Origin of the sequence: Mycolicibacter nonchromogenicus (genome assembly GCF_002101775.1) — a bacterium.
GTDB classification, from domain to species: Bacteria; Actinomycetota; Actinomycetes; order Mycobacteriales; family Mycobacteriaceae; genus Mycobacterium; species Mycobacterium nonchromogenicum.
Genome location: NZ_LQPI01000026.1, coordinates 24,694 through 41,140 on the forward strand (window position 1 = coordinate 24,694; position 16,447 = coordinate 41,140).

The window sequence follows — 16,447 nt, forward strand, 5'->3', positions numbered from 1 at the left end:
TTCACTGAAGTCACGATGTCTGCAGTGCGCGCATGAGGTCGACCAGTCCGGCGCCCTGAAAGTTCGGGTCGCGGTTGAGCGACGTCGCGGACGAGGTGAAGATTCGCTTGACCTCGTCGGGGCGCCCCACGAACTCGCGCTGCACCGAGAGGAAGGCCGCAATGGCCCCGGACACGTGCGGGGCAGCCATGCTGGTCCCACTGTCCTGGATATACACCGCGGCACCGTCGAGCCCCTCGAATTTGGCGCGCTGGATGTTGGCGAGGTTCGTGCCGGCCGCAGCCGAAGTGATCAGCTCGCCCGGTGCCACCAGGTCGGGCTTACGACGGCCGTCCCCGGTGGGCCCACGCGAGGAGAAGTACGAAATTCCGTTGGTGTGTGGTGAATCCCGGTGTGTCGAGCCGACGGTGATGGCCAGGTCTGCATTGCCCGGATCGTTGATTGTGACCGCAGCGCTGAATTGGCTGACGTCAGATTTCTGGACGTTGAGTTTGACCGAACCAGAGTTGCCGGCCGCGACCACCACGACGACGCCGGTGCGCATCAGTCGGTTCACCTCCAGGCACAGCGGACTCTGTCCGCAGGCGAACCATTCGGCCAGGAAGTCGTAACCCAGGCTGAGATTCACGCCGTGGATTCTGCTCAGCTTGCCGGTGTCGCCGTTCACCTCGCGAACATAGGCCAGCGCCCGGATAACCCTCGTGGTGCGCGCAGTGAGATCGCCAAGACCACCGAGTACCTTCAGGCTGACCAATTTTGCATGCGGTGCAACGCCTTTGAGTAGCTCAAGGTCTACCGAGCGCGGCGAGAGGATCGGGTCGGCCCCCGCCACAGCCCCATTGTTCCGCCGCTTCTCGGCGGCGATCGCGCGAGGCTTTCCACGGTCGGGCTTCCATCGGGCCAGACTGCCGGCGATGATGCCGGCCACGTGTGTTCCGTGCCCGTCGTCGTCGACGAGCGCTGCCGCCGGATCGTCACTGCCGGAAACGAAGTCGCGATGCAGGTCGATCACCGACGGATCGTTGAGCGTGTGTTCGCCCTGGAAGTGCGGATGGGTGCCGTCGATGCCGGAGTCGATCACCGCCCAGACGATGCCGTCGCCGAAGGCGGCGAATGAACGTTGGGCGGGCACCGCCTTGACCGTCGTGGTGGAGACGTCGATCTGGCGGTGCACTTCGAAGTCGGGCCAGATCCGGAAGATGGCGCGGTGCGGCCAGTCACCGGCAGCCGCGTCTGCGGTTGCGATGTTCTGCATCTGCTCCGGCGTCAGTTCGCCGGCCAGATATTGATCTGCCACCACGGTCGGCTCACCCTGTGCACCGACGAGTTTCCACAGCTCCTCGACGCGTGCGATCGCTCCGGCCAAACCGCCGGCCACAGTTGGTTCCGCGCCCATCCCGTAGCGCAGATTCAGCTCGATCATGATCGGTTCGGCTTGGCCCGCAGGTTGCTCGTCGTCGAGGGAGTCGGATCCAGTTCCGATTCCCCTTACCGAGGACCTGAACGACTTCGTCGCCGGGAAGAGATCGAGGTTCGCGATGCTTTCCACGGCCGGCCGAAGCTTGCGTTGCAGCGGTCCGGTGACAACCCCGGGTTGCAGCAGGTCAGGTGGAGGGGGTGTCTGATCGACCGTGGGCACGGGGGCCGCGGCGACCAGAACACCGATCTGGCAAGCATCGTCGTGCTGCTGACGACCGGCAACGGTGGTGTGTACAGCTCTTTCGCCGGCGCGCCTGACCCGGCGCAGGTGCTTCTGCTTCACCAGCGCGTTGGTGGCCTCGTCGACCCGCCCCTCCCACGACGGCCGGTCACCCTCGTAGAGCCGGTCCCCAGGCAAGAACGATGCTGCGAATCTGGCACCGACCATCTCCTTGAGCCGGGTTTCGGTGGCCGGTTTGTCGGCCTTCTCCAAGGCAAGCACAGCGCACATCACCCTTGCCGCCCAAATTATTTCAGCCGCCGGCGGCTCCCGATCACTGAAGTCGGATTGATCGGTCACGAGGGGGTCCCGGATGCATCCCGATGGTTCCTACCTGACGATCCGAAGACTGCCATGTCCCAACCCCGTGTGATGCCAGTGCTACAGCTACCGTGCCTGCAACTTACTCCGAGCCATGCCGGTGCACAGGCTTTCGCAGATTCACGATGTCCCCGCTGAGTTCAGCTGCTCAGGCCAGGCGGCCTCTGTCAGCTTCGGCCTCCTCGATGAGCCGGCGAAACCGCGCCGCCGGGTAGGTGGCGGCGCCCGCCGACGTGACTCGCTGCACCAGGGCCAGGTCGGATGTCGCCACGGTGATGTCGTCCGGTCGGTCGTCGGTTCGGATCAGTCGCACGATCTCGTCGTCCGCGGAATTGGCCCCGGGTCGTGGAGCCGCCGCGATCGTGACGACATCAGATCCGATGGGCGGCGAGGGCGGCTTCTCGAAGACCACGGTGACGTCCAGCCCCTGTGCCGATGCCCAGACGTCGAGCTGCCGGGTCAGGCGGATCATCGCGGCATGGCGGTCCTTCCACCAGCCGTCTGGACGCGCACCGATCACGTTCATCGCGTCCACGATCCACCGCACTCCTCCGACGGTACGGTGCAGCCATGAACCTGGTCACCTATGAATGCGAAGACCACGTCGCCACCATCACCTTGAACCGGCCCGAGGCCCGCAACGCCATCAACGGGGCGATGCGCCAAGACCTCAACGCCGCCTGGGACCGGTTCCGCGCCGAGGAGGATGCCTGGGTCGGGATCCTCATGGCCGAAGGGGACGTGTTCTGCGCCGGCGCGGATCTCAAGGACTCGGCGGGCGCGGTCGGCACATTTCCCGGCACGTTCTGGGAGAAGCCGACCATCAACTCGTTCGAATCCGGCATGGAGCTCTTCAAGCCGACCATCGCCGCGGTGCACGGTCCCTGTGTGGGCTACGGCCTGACCGGATTGTTGTTCTGCGACTTCGTCATCGCCAGCACCGACGCGGTGTTCCGGTTCCCCGAGGTGACGCTCGGGGTGCCCACCATCGTCGGAGCGATCCGGCTGCCTCAACGGGTGGGCTGGGCCGCGGCGATGGAGCTTTTGCTGACCGGGGAGCCGATCAGTGCGCAGCGCGCCCTGGAGATCGGACTGGTGTGGAAACTCGTCGAGCCCGACGCCCTGGCCCAGACGGCCCGAGACTGGGCACGGACCCTCACCAAGGCCGCTCCCCTGGCCCAGCGCGCCACCAAGGAAGTGGCGTGGCGCAGCGCCGACATGAGCTGGATCGACGCCGTGCGGTTCGGCGAGACGATGCGCAAGGTCGCCGCGGCCACCGAGGATGTCGCGGAGGGACTGCAGGCCTGGCGGGAACAGCGGCCACCGCAGTGGCGGGGCCGCTGAACCGCCGGGCTTACGGGGACTAGGCCCCGCTCAGTGCCGCCAGCGCCGCGTCGTAGTTCGGCTCCTGGCCGATCTCCGGCACCAGCTCGGTGTAGACGACGTTGCCGTCCGCGCCGATCACCACGATGGCCCGGCCCAGCAGGCCGGCCAGCGGGCCATCGGCGAGGGTGATCCCGTAGTCGGCACCGAAACTGGACCGGAAGCCCGAGGCGCTGGTGACGTTCTCGATGCCCTCGGCGCCGCAGAACCGCTTCAGCGCGAACGGCAGATCGTTGGAGACGGCCAGCACGGCACCGCCGGCGGCTGCCCGCTCGTTGAAGGTCCGCACGCTGGTCGCACAGACCGGGGTGTCGACCGACGGGAAGATGTTCAGCAGGACCGGCTTGCCGGCGAACTGTCCACTGTCCACCGCGCTCAGGTCGGTTCCGGTCAAACTGAACGCCGGTGCCGGCGAGCCGACAGCCGGCAACTCGCCCACGGTGTTGATCTGGTTTCCACGTAACGTGATCTGCGCCATGGCACCAGTCTGCCAGCCCGCCGCAAGGCGTCGACGGCGGGCCGCAGTCGCCGAGCTCAGCGCCCGGCGGCCACCGGCTCGGGCTGCTCGTGGGGCTCCACGATCGGCGGGACGGTTGCCGCGGCCGCGACGCTCAAGTAGGCCACCACGAAGCACAGCACCGCGTACCACAGGGATCCCACCGGGTCACCGTTGGCGGTCACCCCGTCCGCCGCACCCAGGTAGGCGGGCAGGGCCGTCAACCACAGCACCGTCATGACCGACAGATACACCGCGGCGTACCGGAGCACCAGCCGGTTGTCGTAGCGGCCGGCGACACCAGGATTTGTTCGCAGCCGGCGCCACTGGATGATCAAGACCGGGACGGCCACCGCGACGATGACGAGAAGTTCGACGGCATAGCCGATCCCGATCAGCCGGCCGTCGGTGGCCGCACCCAGCAGGGTCGCCGGCAGCGGCAGGATGCCCGTCCCGAGCGACGCCAGGATGCCGATGACGATCGTTCGCCACACCACCTGCGGGCCGGTGAATCTCCGGCCCTGCTCGATCTGGCGACCGACCAGCAGTTGGACGCAGAACGCCAGCGACGCCGGCCACAGCGCAGCGAACACCACCACACTGCCCATCGGCACCGAGGCGAACAACGGTTGGTTCAGCGGGTTGTCCACCGACCACTCCCACCAGCGCAGCTGCGGGCCGAGGTGGTCGAAGATCTCGTAGAACGCGTGGTGGACGAAGCCCACGCAGATGGCCCCGACGATCGTTCCGTAACGGCGGAACACGCCCAGGATCCGGACGATCTCGAAGGAGACCGTGGCCATCATCGGATAGATCGCCACGATGTAGAGCGGTAGCCGGCCCCATAGGAAGTCGACGGTGAAGACGTTGTGCGCGAACATCGTGTCGACGTGGTCGGCGATGCCGAACGCGCCCGGAAAGTACAGCGGCGGCTCGATGATCAGCAGGTAGGCGATCGCCCCGAACCACAGCGCCAGGTTGGTGGCATCCCCACGGCGGTACCGGCTGATCGCATAGATCAGCGCCAGCACCGCCCCGGTGATCACCGTGATCTCCAAGACCGGCAGTGTCCAATTCTCCAGCTGCAGGGGGTTGCGGAATTCCAGCAAGCCCCCGGCCTCACCGCAGGAGAAGCCCAGCGACTCGGCGAGGTGCTCGAATGTCGGGGTACACAGGTCGGGCATCAGGCCGTCTTCTCCTCTGCGGTGTACCACTTGGTCACGTCGTAGCCGTCGTCGTAACGGGCAAACCACTCGTTGGCCAGCACCGGGATCTTTTCGTGAGCCGGCTTGTGATTGGGCAGCTGGCTACGGACGATACCGGCCACCGCGGTGGCCATTTCGCGCTTCGGCAGATGCGCGAAGGCATCCAGCACCGGACCCTGATCGGCGGGCCAGCCGAACGGAACGCGCCGCCGCCAGGCCTGCTTGGCGCGGTAGGTGCTGAACAGCGACAGCGCGTCAACCTTGCGGTCCTCCAGGGGAATATGACGATTGAAGCCCTCGCACGCCACCTTGATCACGCTCATCACGTGCTTGAAGATCGACGGCGCCATCCGCATCCGATACCACGGGTCGTTGATGACGTGGTCGTAGATGATCAGCGCGGAGCTGCGGTGCTCGACCTCCTCAACGAAGTGCCACAAGAACAGGGACGCCACCCGGTCGTCGCCCGGGGCGAACAGCGTGTCGTCGTGGTCGAGCATCAGCTTGAAGACCGGGGTGAAGGTGGCTTCGAGGTCAGCGGTGTAGGCCAGCCGGTAGTCCAGTGATTTTTCGGCCGACATCTTGTCGAACATCGCGTTGCATTCGTCGACGGTTTCCTTCAGCCCCGGGTAGGCCCTGACCAGTGCTTTGGCGTGGCCGCGGTGGGCCATCGAGTGCTGGCCCTCCTGACGCACAAAGGCATCGGCCTCTTCGGCGACGGCGGGGTCGGTGATCAGCGGCATCGCCTCGGCGATCATGCCGCCGATCATCTTCTCGAAGCCGATCGCCAGCAGCGAGACCGCGTTGGCCATCGACGAGAACGCCGGGTTGGCTTCGTTCCACAGGAACGGCACCGGGTACTCGGCGAAGGCGAACCGCAGTTTGCGCACGATCAGGTCGGTCATCACTACCTCAGCTCGAAACATACATCTAGATGTCTTCGCGTATGATTGTTCGATGCTCCAAGCTTGTCAACCAGGTCACTGATGGCCCGTCGACGCGGCTGGGGAGGCAACCCGCCGCACACCGATGAGGAGGCCGGCCGGCGAATCATCGCCGCGGCCGTCGAGCTGGTGGCGCAGACAGGTTCGGCGGTGTCGCTGGCCGACGTCGCCACATCACTCGGGGTGATCCGGCAGACGGTGTATCGCTACTTTCCCACCGCCGACGCGCTGATGCGCGCCGTCGCCATCGCCTCGGTCGACGACTTCCTCGACCGGCTCACCGAGCATGTCCACGGCATCCACGATCCTGCCGATGCGCTGGCCGAAGGGGCGGTCTACACCCTGGATGCGGTGGCCCGCTCCCCCCACCTGGGCGCCATGCTGTCGTCGTCGTCGGCGCACAACCGCGAGATGGCCTCCGAAGAGGCCCGGGCCTTCGGGATGCGGATGATCGAGCGGTTCGACGTCGACTGGGCCCAGCACGGCTATGACGAGGCGGCGCTGCGCGAACTCGTGGAGTTCACCCTGCGGATCATGCTCTCGTTCGTGGTGGCGCCCAACGAACCGGATCGCTCCCCCGACGAGTTGCGCCGATTCCTGCGTCGCTGGCTGGGCGAAGCCGTCGCCGCCCAGTCGCGGCACGCCGTCGACTGACCGCTTCCGCTATACCCCCGGCGGTTACCCGAATATTTTCGTATACCCTACGGGGTATAGTATCCACGGGACAGGAGCGAGCGGAGGGAAACGAGCAGTGATGAACATGCGCGCGATTGTCAGCCAAGCCTGGATGCCTGTCGTGGTGGCGTCAGCGGCGATCGCCGGAGCGCTGGCAGTGGTGAGCCTGCGTGGCGCGTTCGGCGCCGATGAGATCTTCCGCTGGGACGGCAGTGGGTCCCAGGTGATCCACTCGATCAACGAAAAGCAGGTCCGCTACGAGGTTTTCGGGGACGATTCCGCCGCCGGTTCGGTGAGCTACCTCAGCACCGACGCCCAGCCCGAGCAGGCGACGTTTCACGGTCTGCCCTGGACCCACACCATGATCACCTCGAGCCCGTCGGTGATCGGCAACGTGATCGCTCAAGGCGACGGCGACGCGATCGGTTGCCGCATCACCGTCAACGGCGCCGTCAAGGACGAGCAGCTGGCCACCGGTCACCACGCTCAGGTGTTCTGTCTGGTCAAGGGCGCATGAGCGGCCACGGCACCTCTCGTCCGGGGTATATGCGTGCGGTTCGCCGGCTGGCCTGGCCGCTGGTGATCTTCTGGCTGCTGCTGACCGTCGGGCTCAACGTGCTGGTTCCACCGATCGAATCGGTGGCACGTGAGAACGCGGTGACCATGTCGCCACCGGACGCGCCGTCGATGATCGCCGCCAAACACATCGGCGCCACCTTCGAGGAGTTCGACTCCGACGCCATGGCGATGCTGGTGCTCGAGGGCGAGAGCGAGCTGGGCCCGGAGGCGCACCGCTACTACGACTCCGTGATCGCCAAACTGGTTGCCGATCGCGAACACGTCCAGCACGTCGCCGACCTGTGGGGCGACCCGATCACCGCCGCCGGGGTGCAGAGCACCGACGGCAAAGCCGCCTATGCGCAGATCAACACCGCAGGCGACCAGGGCAGCACCTTGGGCAACGAGTCTGTCGACGCGGTCCGCCAGATCGTCGCGTCGGTGCCCCCGCCGGACGGGGTCAAGGCCTACGTCACCGGTCAGGCGGCACTGACCACCGACATGAACGAGGCCGCCGACAAGAGCATGCTCAAGATGATGGGCGTGACCGGTCTGGTCATCATCGTCATGCTGGCCATCGTCTACCGTTCCGCCGCCACCGTGGCGCTCGCGCTGGCGATGGTGGGCTTCGAGATGGGCAGCGCACGCGGACTCGTCGCACTGCTGGGACACCATGGCCTGCTCGGCTTTTCGACCTTCGTGGTGGCGATGCTGTCGTCGCTGGCTATTGCGGCCGGGACCGACTATGCGATCTTCCTGATCGGGCGCTACCACGAAGCCCGCAATGCCGGCGAAGACCCCGAGACCGCCTGGTACTCGATGTTTCGCGGCACCTGGCACGTGATCTTGGGTTCGGGCCTGACCATTGCGGGCGCGTCGCTGTGCCTGCATTTCGCCCGGCTGTCCTATTTCAAGGCGCTGGGCATCCCGTCGGCGCTGGGACTGCTGGTGGTGATCGCCGGTGCGCTCACCGTGGCCCCCGCTATCGTCGCGATCGCCTCCCGACACGGCCTGCTGGAGCCCAAGCGGGCCGAGGGCCGCGGTTGGCGGCGGATCGGAACTGCCAATGTCCGCTGGCCCGGTGCGGTTTTCGTGGCGGCACTACTGGTCACCCTCGCGGGCATGATGGCGGTTCCCGGCATGAAAATCAGCTTCAACGACCGCCATTACATCCCGGCGAACCTGCCCGCGAACGTCGGCTACGACGCCGCCGAACGGCACTTCAGCGCCGCCCGGATGAACCCCGATGTGCTGATGGTCGAAAGCGACCATGACCTTCGCAATCCTGCCGACATGATCATCTTGGACCGGATCGCCAAGAACATGTTCCGCACCCGCGGGGTCGAGCGGGTGCAGAGCATCACCCGGCCGCTGGGCAGCCCGATCGACCACACCTCGATACCGTTCCAGATCAGCATGCAGGCGGTCCCGGTTCAGGAGAACCTGCAGTTCATGACCGACCGACTGTCGGACATGGTGAGGATGAGCGACGATCTGGGCGCCACCGTCGACTCCATGGTGCGGCTGCGCGAGCTGGTCACCCGGCTGAACAGCACCACCGACAAGATGAGCGTCGACATGACCGCGGTCACCGCGACCGTCGACGAGATTCGGGACCACATCGCCGATTTCGACGATGTCGTGCGGCCGATTCGCAACTACTTCTACTGGGAGCAGCACTGCCTCAACATCCCGGCCTGTGATGCGATCCGGTCGGTCTTCGACGCCTACGACGGCATGGACAGCTTCAGCGAGGAAATGCGGCCACTGCTGGCCGACTTGACCGAGGTGAACACGCTGATGCCGCAGCTGGTCGAGCAGTTCGACCCGATGATCGCGGTGGCGAGATCGATGCAGGCCAGCCTGCTCACGATGCATTCGAGCTTCTCCGGCCTGGTGACCCAGATGTCGAGGATGACCGACACGGCCACCGAGATGGGCCGGGCCTTCGACGCCTCCAAGTCCGACGACTACTTCTATCTGCCCCCCGAGGCCTTCGACAACGCAGATTTCCAGAAGGGCCTCAAGCTCTTCCTGTCCCCGGACGGTACGGCGGCACGATTCATCGTCACCTACGACGCCGACCCGGCCACTCCGGAGGGCATCGCCATTGTCGAACCGATGCTGGCGGCCGCGCACGACGCGGTGAAGGGAACGCCGCTGACCGGCGCCAAGTTCTATCTGACCGGAACGGCGGCGGTGTACAAGGACATCCAAGTCGGCTCGACCTACGACATCCTGATCGTCGGGGCCGCGGCAGTAACGCTGATCTTCATCGTCATGCTGCTGATCACCCGGGCGCTGGTCGCCTCCGCGGTGATCGTCGGGACGGTGTTGCTCTCGCTGAGCGCAGCGTTCGGCCTGACCGTGGTGGTGTGGCAGCACATCCTTGGACTGCAGCTGAACTGGATCGCGCCGGTCTTCGGGGTGATCATCCTGCTGGCGGTCGGCTCGGACTACAACTTGTTGCTGGTCTCCCGGTTCCAGGAGGAGATCGGCGCCGGGATCAAAACCGGGATCATCCGCTCAATCGGCGGCACCGGCTCGGTGGTGACCGCCGCCGGCCTGGTGTTCGCCTTCACCATGATGTCGATGGCGGCCAGTGACCTGTATTCGATCGGTCAGGCCGGCAGCACCATCGGCCTCGGCCTGCTGTTCGACACCCTGATCGTGCGGTCGTTCCTGACGCCGTCGATCGCGGCGCTGCTGGGACGATGGTTCTGGTGGCCGCAGAACATCCGGCGCGCGCCGCCCCGTCCCGCTCTCACCCGAGCCGATGTGACCCCGGTGACCGCGGGATCACCGTAGGACGCCGCTCAGTGCACCCCGAGGGTGCCCGCCAGATACTGCTCGCGGCAGGCGGTGCGGGCCAGCTTTCCACTGGTGGTGCGGGGGATGGCGCCGGCCGGGACGAATCGGACCTCGGCGGCGTTCACCCCGTGCACCCGCTGCACCCGGTCGCGAATGGCCGCGATGGCCGGCGCGGGGTCTTTGCGGCCGGCGCCGGTCGCGCGCTCGGCGGCGATCACCAGCTGGTCGGCGGCCTCGGTCGGGACCGCGAACGCGACCACGTAGCCGCCACGCACCATCGGTGAGGCCGCCGCAACGCTGGCTTCGATGTCCTGGGGGTAGTGACCGCGTCCCCCGAGCGTGATCAGGTCCACCCTGCGGCCGGTCACGTAGAGCTCCCCGTCCAGGTAGAAGCCCAGATCGCCGGTGCGCAGCCACCGGCAGTCGACCGGCGCCGAACCGGCATGGCTGCCGCGCTCCAGCCGTGACCTCAGGTGGGCGCCGAACGCGTGCCGGGTCTCCTCCGGCCGGCCCCAGTAGCCGGCGGTGACGTTGTCGCCATGCAGCCAGATCTCGCCGATGTGGCCGTCGGGTAACTCGGCGCCGGCCTCGGCGTCGACGATCACCGCCGACAGACTGCGGGCGACCTGCCCGCAGGAGACGTGCGGCACCGCTCCCGCAGCATCGTCGGCCACCGGCACCGCCCGGCCGGCACCGAGTTGATCGCGGTCCAGATACAGCGCGCTCGCCTGCGCATCCGGGGCGATGGAGGCCACGAACAGCGTGGCCTCAGCAATCCCATAGGACGGCTTGATGGCGTTGGGCGGCAACCCATATGGCGCGAACGCCTCGGTGAAGGTGGTGATCGCCGTCATGTCCACCGGTTCGGATCCGATGATCATCACGACGTTCGACAGGTCGATGTCGGCGTCCGGCGCCGGCAGGCCCCGTGCCGCGGTCAGCTCGTAGGCGAAATTCGGTGCGGCAGTGACCACCCGGCCTCTCCGCGAGGCGTCCGACAGGGCATGTATCCAGCGCTGCGGCCGGCGGATGAAGGCCGTCGGCGAGATCAGCGTGGAGTGTCCCCCATAGACCGCCGGAAATCCGATCATCGACAGCCCCATGTCGTGGTAGAGCGGTAACCAACTGAGGCCGTGCGTGTTTCGGTCCAGCATGTCGATGGCCAGGATCATCTGCAGCAGGTTGGTGCCCACCGATCGGTGGGTCACCTGCACGCCCACCGGTGCCCGCGTGGTGCCCGAGGTGTACTGCAGGTGTGACACCCCGTCGACGTCGATCTCGACGGGCAGGAACCCCGCCCCGGCGGAGTTCGGAATCTCGTCCATCACGGCGACGCGCGGCCGCACCGGCTGCGGCAGCCGGCCCAGAAACTCCTCCACCACCTCGCGCGCCGCGGCCGTGGTCAGCACCGCCGTCGGCGTGCAGTCCCGCAAAGCGGTGTCGAGCCGCTCGGCGTGCCCCGGCAACTCGGGGGCGAACAGCGGCACCGCGACGGCTCCGCATTTGACGGCCGCATAGAACCCGGTGACATAGTCCAGTCCCTGCGGCGCCAAGATCGCCACCCGGTCGCCGGGGACGGTGAGTTGTTGCAGCCGGGCGCCGATGGCACGCAGACGCTCGCCGAGCTGCGTCCACGTCAGCTCCAGCGCCTGGCCCTCCACCGGACCGGCGAAGTCGAGGTAACGGAACGCCACCGCATCCCCCACGTGGGCGATATTGCGGTCGATCAGCGAGATCAGGGTGTCCCCCGGCGGCAGAACGATGCCGCCGTCGGAGTCCAGGCACTCCTCGATCTGCACCAGTCCGGTGGGGGCCGTCGAACGCTGCGGCTGCGTCATGCCCCGCAGTCTAGAGCCTGCGTCGCTGTGGCGTCGCCAGCATCGGACGCGAAAGAGGCGTCACCACAATGGAGTTGGCGGATCACATCGCCGGTTCGCGCAGCGCCAGACTGATGATGAGATAGCCCATGCAGATCAGCAGGTTGAGCGAGGCGATCATCACCCCGGCCACGACGAGCGCGTTCATCAGGCGTTGCCGGTTGCGCCGTGCCCGAGCCAGCCGCTGCTCCTGCTTGATCTCCGTGGCGGCGAGGGCGAACGCGTAGTCGACGGATTCCTCGGATGCCAGCGGCGCACCGAGCGCCATCTCACGCAGCCGCCCGGGCGGAATGCGCACGCCCACCCCCGCGAAGCGCCGGCTCATTCGACGTGCCGCCCAGCGGCCGAGCACCTGCGGTGTCTGCTCCCAGGGTTGTGCCCACCGGTCTGACCGGTACGTCATGAACCTTGAGCTTAGCCACTTCGGCCCACGAATCCGATGCCTTCGCGAGGTTCACAGCGCATCCGCAGCGCAGTGCTGACGATGTGGGCAAAACCGAACTATCGCCGCGCGGACGGCGGCACAATACGAGGAGTAAGAATGTGGGGACCGTCACATGTGACCCGGCGGTTTAGCGAGACTCACGGAAGGAAAGACGAGGAGCAGGCGACGCTTCGACCGCCGCATCAACCCGGTGAAAGGGAACGAATTTCCATGACGACCATCGAGACGAACCCATCGGCAAGCACACCGGTCGAGCGCGATATCGACGCCGACATCGCAGCGGTGCAGGAGTACTTCGACAGCCCCCGTTTTGAAGGCATCACCCGTCTCTACAGCGCCCGCCAGGTCGTCGAGCAACGCGGCACCATCCCCTCCGACTACATCGTCGCCCGCGAAGCAGCGACCGCGTTCTACGCGCGGCTGCGTGAGCTGTTCGCCGCCAAGAAGAGCATCACCACCTTCGGCCCGTACTCGCCCGGCCAGGCCGTGGTGATGAAGCGGATCGGTATCGAAGGCATCTACCTCGGGGGCTGGGCCACCTCGGCGAAGGGCTCCATCACCGAAGACCCCGGTCCTGACCTGGCCAGCTACCCGCTGAGTCAGGTTCCCGACGAAGCGGCCGGACTGGTGCGCGCCCTGCTCACCGCCGACCGCAATCAGCACTACCTGCGCCTGAAGATGACCGAGGAGCAGCGGGCCGCCACTCCGGCCGTGGACTACCGGCCGTTCATCATCGCCGACGCCGACACCGGTCATGGCGGTGATCCGCACGTGCGCAACCTGATCCGGCGCTTTGTGGAGGCCGGCGTGCCCGGCTACCATATCGAGGATCAGCGTCCCGGCACCAAGAAGTGCGGCCACCAGGGCGGCAAAGTGCTGGTGCCCTCCGACGAGCAGATCAAGCGGCTCAACACCGCCCGGTTCCAGTTGGACCTCATGGGCGTGCCGGGCATCATCGTCGCGCGCACCGACGCCGAGGCGGCCAACCTGGTCGAGAGCCGCTTCGACGAACGGGACCAACCGTTCATTCTGGGCACCACCAATCTGAAGATCCCGTCCTACAAGGCCTGCTTCCTGGCCATGACGCGGCAGTTCTTCAACTCCGGGATCACCGAGATCAACGGCCACCTGCTCTACGACCTGCCCGAGGGCGAGTACGCCGCGGCGGATGCCTGGCTGGAACGCAACGGCATCACCGCGTTGATCACCAAAACCGCCGAAGGCTGGCGCAGCGACGGGCGCACCTCGGTGGACGGCATCTTCGATGACGTCGAATCGAAGTTCGTCGAAGCGTGGCAGAACGACGCCGGGCTGATGACGTTCGGCGACGCGGTCGCCAAGATGCTCGAGTTCGCCGAACGTGAAGGCGAGCCGAAGGACATGAGCGCCGCCGAGTGGCGGGAATTCGCCGCGCGAGCACCGCTGTACACCGCCCGGGAGAAGGCTGCTGAGCTCAACGCCGATCCCGGCTGGGACTGTGAGCGGGCCAGGACACCCGAAGGCTATTTCCAGGTGCGCGGCGGCATTCCGTATGCGATCGCCAAGTCCCTGGCGGCGGCGCCGTTCGCGGACCTGCTGTGGATGGAGACCAAGACCGCCGACCTCGCCGACGCCCGGGAGTTCGCCGAGGCGATCCACGCCAAGTACCCGGACCAGATGCTGGCCTACAACCTGTCCCCCTCGTTCAACTGGGACACCACCGGCATGACCGATGACGAGATGCGGGCCTTCCCCGCCGAGCTGGGCAAGATGGGGTTCGTCTTCAACTTCATCACCTACGGCGGCCACCAGGTCGACGGGGTGGCCTCCGAGGAGTTCGCCGCCACCCTGTTGCAGGACGGCATGCTGGCGCTGGCTCGCCTGCAGCGCAAGATGCGGCTGGTGGAGTCGCCGTACCGCACCCCGCAGACCCTGGTCGGCGGGCCGCGCAGCGATGCTGCGCTGGCGGCGTCGTCGGGTCGCACGGCCACCACCAAGGCGATGGGCGCCGGGTCCACCCAGCATCAACATCTGGTGCAGACCGAGGTGCCCAAGAAGCTGCTGGAGGACTGGCTGGCGCTGTGGGCCGAGCACTATCAGCTCGGCGAGAAGCTGCGTGCGCAGCTGCGGCCCACCCGTCCCGGCTCCGATGTGCTGGAGCTGGGGATCTACGGCGAGGGTGACGAGAAGCTCGCCAACGTCATCGTCGACCCGATCAAGGACCGGCACGGCCGCAGCATCTTGACGGTGCGTGACCAGAACACCTTCGCCGAGAAGCTCCGGCAGAAGCGGCTGATCACGCTGTGTCACCTGTGGTTGATCCACCGGTTCAAGGCCGTGGCGGTGCACTACGTGACGCCCACCCAGGACAACCTGTATCTGACCGAGAAGATGAAGGAGAACGGCATCTTCTCCAGCGTCATTCAGGAGGTCGGCGAGATCATCGTCGCGGACGTCAACCAGCCGCGCATCGACGAGCTGCTGGCATCCGACGGGGAGGCGCTGGGCAAGCTGATCACGAAAGAGGGCTGAGCACGGCTACTCGGGCCAGCTGTTGCCGAGAATCGTCTCCACGAAGTCCTGACGGTGCAACGACGGGTCGAAGTGTGCGAGCACGTCGGCGTTCACGGTGCCGAATGTGCTGTCCGGGCGATGTTTGAAGCCGTCGTTGAAGGCGTGCAGGATGCGACGTTTGAAGTCGGGCCGCGGGTGCGCCGCGGTCACCGCGTCACGCAGGTCCGCGGTCAGGTCGTCACGGCCGAACCCGAGCACATCGGTTTCGACACCGGCGGTGACCAGGGCGATCTCCGGCTCCAGGAATTCGGGGATGCCCGGCGTGGTGTGCAGCGCGATGCTCAGCCACACCTTGCGGGCCTCGGCTTCGTCGATGCCGCGCTCCAGCAGGAAGGCGCGGGCGGCGTTGGCGCCGTCGACCTCGAAGCGCAGCTGCGACTCGCGGTAACGGTGGGTCAGGCCCAGGTCGTGAAACATGGCCCCGACATACAGCAGTTCCAAGTCGGGTGTCAGACCGCGCCGGCGGCCCTGCAGCACCCCGAACAGGTACACCCGGCGGGAGTGATGGAACAACAGGTCGTCTTCGGCATCACGAATGTATTCGGTGGTCTCGCGCACCAGGGCGGTGTCGGGGATGACGACGCCGGCGATGGTGTCAACAGCTCTGGTCATGATCTGGTTCCCTTCATCTCAAGCCGAGTATTTATCCGGCGAGACTTCCGCCGCCATCGACTCCGATGGTCTGCCCGGTGATGTATCCGGCGTCTTCGTCCAGCAGGAAGCAGATCGCATGGGCGATCTCGGCCGGCTTCCCGACGCGGCGCATCGGAATGTTCTGCAGCAGTGCGCTTTCCCGCTCTGACCCGACGGGACTGCGTTTGCGGTACATCTCGGTCTCCGTGGGGCCGGGCGCCACCGCGTTCACCGTGATTCCGGTCTGCGCGAGTTCCCGCGCCCAGATCCGCGTGCAGGCTTCCAGCGCCGCCTTGGCCGCCGCATACGGCGTTCGCTCCTGGGTACCCTGCGCGGTCAGGCTGGTGACATTGACGATGCGGCCCCAGCTGCGGTCGATCATGCCGGGCAACACCGCCTGAACCACCTGTACCGCGGTGCGCACGTTCAGGTCGTAGGTCTCAGACAGGTGATCGAGGTCCACCGAGCCGATCCGGCCGAAGTGCGCGAAGCCCGCGTTGTTCACGACCGCGTCGACCCTGCCGTCGGCGAGGATCGTACCCAGGGTGCGCGCGGTGGCTGAGCGGTCAGCCAGGTCTACCGAATAGAACGCTCCCGGAAAGTCGCGCGGGGTGCTGCGGGCGATACCGATCGGCTCAAAGCCGGTGGCTGCCAGGCGGTCTGCGACTGCGCGCCCGATGCCCTTGGATGCACCGGTCACCAAAACTCGCCGTGTGGGGGTGGTCTGTGGCATCGGGGTTCCTCTCCTATCGCCTCTCGCCGTCCAGTCTCGGCGGTGAGCAGGGAAACCAGCGGTGGCTGATCTGCCGCATATCCCACAGATTCAGACAAACGTCGGCTCGGAGCA

Annotated in this window: 14 protein-coding genes; 5 read left to right on the forward strand and 9 right to left on the reverse strand. The window is 66.5% G+C overall.

The window, feature by feature from the left end:
• Positions 1-10: 10 nt before the first annotated feature.
• Positions 11-1,930 carry a S8 family peptidase gene (locus AWC18_RS03685; protein ID WP_085137692.1) on the reverse strand — a complete coding sequence of 640 codons (1,920 nt, stop codon included), beginning with the start codon at positions 1,928-1,930 and terminating at the stop codon, positions 11-13.
• A 238-nt stretch (positions 1,931-2,168) separates the two neighbouring features.
• Complete coding sequence (locus tag AWC18_RS03690) at positions 2,169-2,567, reverse strand: NYN domain-containing protein (protein ID WP_085137695.1); 399 nt, start codon at positions 2,565-2,567, stop codon at positions 2,169-2,171.
• Positions 2,568-2,590: 23 nt separating this feature from the next.
• On the opposite strand from AWC18_RS03690, the gene AWC18_RS03695 reads away from it, so the two are divergent.
• Positions 2,591-3,364, forward strand: coding sequence for an enoyl-CoA hydratase/isomerase family protein (locus AWC18_RS03695; RefSeq protein ID WP_085137697.1), 774 nt, complete (start codon positions 2,591-2,593; stop codon positions 3,362-3,364).
• 19 nt (positions 3,365-3,383) lie between these two features.
• Here AWC18_RS03695 and tpx read toward each other — a convergent pair whose 3' ends face one another.
• Genes tpx through AWC18_RS03710 form a run of 3 tightly spaced genes read right to left on the reverse strand, consistent with a single transcriptional unit; the run spans position 3,384 to position 6,009 of the window.
• A complete protein-coding gene (tpx, locus tag AWC18_RS03700) occupies positions 3,384-3,881 on the reverse strand; it encodes a thiol peroxidase (RefSeq protein ID WP_064998244.1) in 498 nt (165 codons plus the stop codon).
• 56 nt (positions 3,882-3,937) lie between these two features.
• The gene (locus AWC18_RS03705; protein ID WP_085137699.1) at positions 3,938-5,083 is read right to left on the reverse strand and encodes a hypothetical protein; all 1,146 of its coding nucleotides are present in this window, start codon (positions 5,081-5,083) and stop codon (positions 3,938-3,940) included.
• Positions 5,083-6,009, reverse strand: coding sequence for a metal-dependent hydrolase (locus AWC18_RS03710; protein WP_064998242.1), 927 nt, complete (start codon positions 6,007-6,009; stop codon positions 5,083-5,085). The genes AWC18_RS03705 and AWC18_RS03710 overlap by 1 nt, the downstream gene beginning before the upstream one ends.
• Positions 6,010-6,090: 81 nt before the next feature.
• Between AWC18_RS03710 and AWC18_RS03715 the strand changes: the two genes are divergently transcribed.
• The 3 genes from AWC18_RS03715 (at position 6,091) to AWC18_RS03725 (ending at position 10,089) form a co-directional block, all read left to right on the forward strand.
• Complete coding sequence (locus AWC18_RS03715) at positions 6,091-6,702, forward strand: TetR/AcrR family transcriptional regulator (RefSeq protein WP_064998241.1); 612 nt, start codon at positions 6,091-6,093, stop codon at positions 6,700-6,702.
• A gap of 106 nt (positions 6,703-6,808) precedes the next feature.
• Entirely contained in the window at positions 6,809-7,240 is a 432-nt protein-coding gene (locus AWC18_RS03720) for an MmpS family transport accessory protein (RefSeq protein WP_064998258.1), read from the forward strand.
• Positions 7,237-10,089 carry an MMPL/RND family transporter gene (locus AWC18_RS03725; RefSeq protein WP_085137701.1) on the forward strand — a complete coding sequence of 951 codons (2,853 nt, stop codon included), beginning with the start codon at positions 7,237-7,239 and terminating at the stop codon, positions 10,087-10,089. The genes AWC18_RS03720 and AWC18_RS03725 overlap by 4 nt, the downstream gene beginning before the upstream one ends.
• A gap of 8 nt (positions 10,090-10,097) precedes the next feature.
• Here the strand turns inward: AWC18_RS03725 and AWC18_RS03730 are convergent, their stop codons facing one another.
• Both AWC18_RS03730 and AWC18_RS03735 read right to left on the reverse strand, forming a co-directional pair.
• The gene (locus AWC18_RS03730; protein WP_085137703.1) at positions 10,098-11,930 is read right to left on the reverse strand and encodes a fatty acyl-AMP ligase; all 1,833 of its coding nucleotides are present in this window, start codon (positions 11,928-11,930) and stop codon (positions 10,098-10,100) included.
• Between the two features lie 82 nt (positions 11,931-12,012).
• Entirely contained in the window at positions 12,013-12,372 is a 360-nt protein-coding gene (locus AWC18_RS03735) for a hypothetical protein (protein WP_234784471.1), read from the reverse strand.
• A 252-nt stretch (positions 12,373-12,624) separates the two neighbouring features.
• Between AWC18_RS03735 and aceA the strand changes: the two genes are divergently transcribed.
• Positions 12,625-14,925 carry an isocitrate lyase ICL2 gene (aceA, locus tag AWC18_RS03740; protein ID WP_064998237.1) on the forward strand — a complete coding sequence of 767 codons (2,301 nt, stop codon included), beginning with the start codon at positions 12,625-12,627 and terminating at the stop codon, positions 14,923-14,925.
• 6 nt (positions 14,926-14,931) lie between these two features.
• Here the strand turns inward: aceA and AWC18_RS03745 are convergent, their stop codons facing one another.
• Together AWC18_RS03745 and AWC18_RS03750 are read right to left on the reverse strand one after the other, a co-directional pair.
• Complete coding sequence (locus tag AWC18_RS03745; protein WP_085137705.1) at positions 14,932-15,579, reverse strand: HD domain-containing protein; 648 nt, start codon at positions 15,577-15,579, stop codon at positions 14,932-14,934.
• A gap of 31 nt (positions 15,580-15,610) precedes the next feature.
• A complete protein-coding gene (locus tag AWC18_RS03750; protein ID WP_064998235.1) occupies positions 15,611-16,333 on the reverse strand; it encodes an SDR family oxidoreductase in 723 nt (240 codons plus the stop codon).
• Between the last annotated feature and the right edge of the window lie 114 nt (positions 16,334-16,447).

Excerpts from the sequence above, each read along its gene's own strand:
- AWC18_RS03715 (WP_064998241.1), top strand. The coding sequence starts at position 6,091 with ATGGCCCGTCGACGCGGCTGGGGAGGCAACCCGCCGCACACCGATGAG.
- AWC18_RS03705 (WP_085137699.1), bottom strand. The coding sequence starts at position 5,083 with ATGCCCGACCTGTGTACCCCGACATTCGAGCACCTCGCCGAGTCGCTG.
- AWC18_RS03710 (WP_064998242.1), bottom strand. The coding sequence starts at position 6,009 with ATGACCGACCTGATCGTGCGCAAACTGCGGTTCGCCTTCGCCGAGTAC.
- AWC18_RS03695 (WP_085137697.1), top strand. The coding sequence starts at position 2,591 with ATGAACCTGGTCACCTATGAATGCGAAGACCACGTCGCCACCATCACC.
- AWC18_RS03720 (WP_064998258.1), top strand. The coding sequence starts at position 6,809 with ATGCGCGCGATTGTCAGCCAAGCCTGGATGCCTGTCGTGGTGGCGTCA.
- AWC18_RS03685 (WP_085137692.1), bottom strand. The coding sequence starts at position 1,930 with ATGTGCGCTGTGCTTGCCTTGGAGAAGGCCGACAAACCGGCCACCGAA.
- AWC18_RS03730 (WP_085137703.1), bottom strand. The coding sequence starts at position 11,930 with ATGACGCAGCCGCAGCGTTCGACGGCCCCCACCGGACTGGTGCAGATC.
- AWC18_RS03745 (WP_085137705.1), bottom strand. The coding sequence starts at position 15,579 with ATGACCAGAGCTGTTGACACCATCGCCGGCGTCGTCATCCCCGACACC.
- AWC18_RS03725 (WP_085137701.1), top strand. The coding sequence starts at position 7,237 with ATGAGCGGCCACGGCACCTCTCGTCCGGGGTATATGCGTGCGGTTCGC.
- AWC18_RS03750 (WP_064998235.1), bottom strand. The coding sequence starts at position 16,333 with ATGCCACAGACCACCCCCACACGGCGAGTTTTGGTGACCGGTGCATCC.
- tpx (WP_064998244.1), bottom strand. The coding sequence starts at position 3,881 with ATGGCGCAGATCACGTTACGTGGAAACCAGATCAACACCGTGGGCGAG.
- AWC18_RS03735 (WP_234784471.1), bottom strand. The coding sequence starts at position 12,372 with ATGACGTACCGGTCAGACCGGTGGGCACAACCCTGGGAGCAGACACCG.
- aceA (WP_064998237.1), top strand. The coding sequence starts at position 12,625 with ATGACGACCATCGAGACGAACCCATCGGCAAGCACACCGGTCGAGCGC.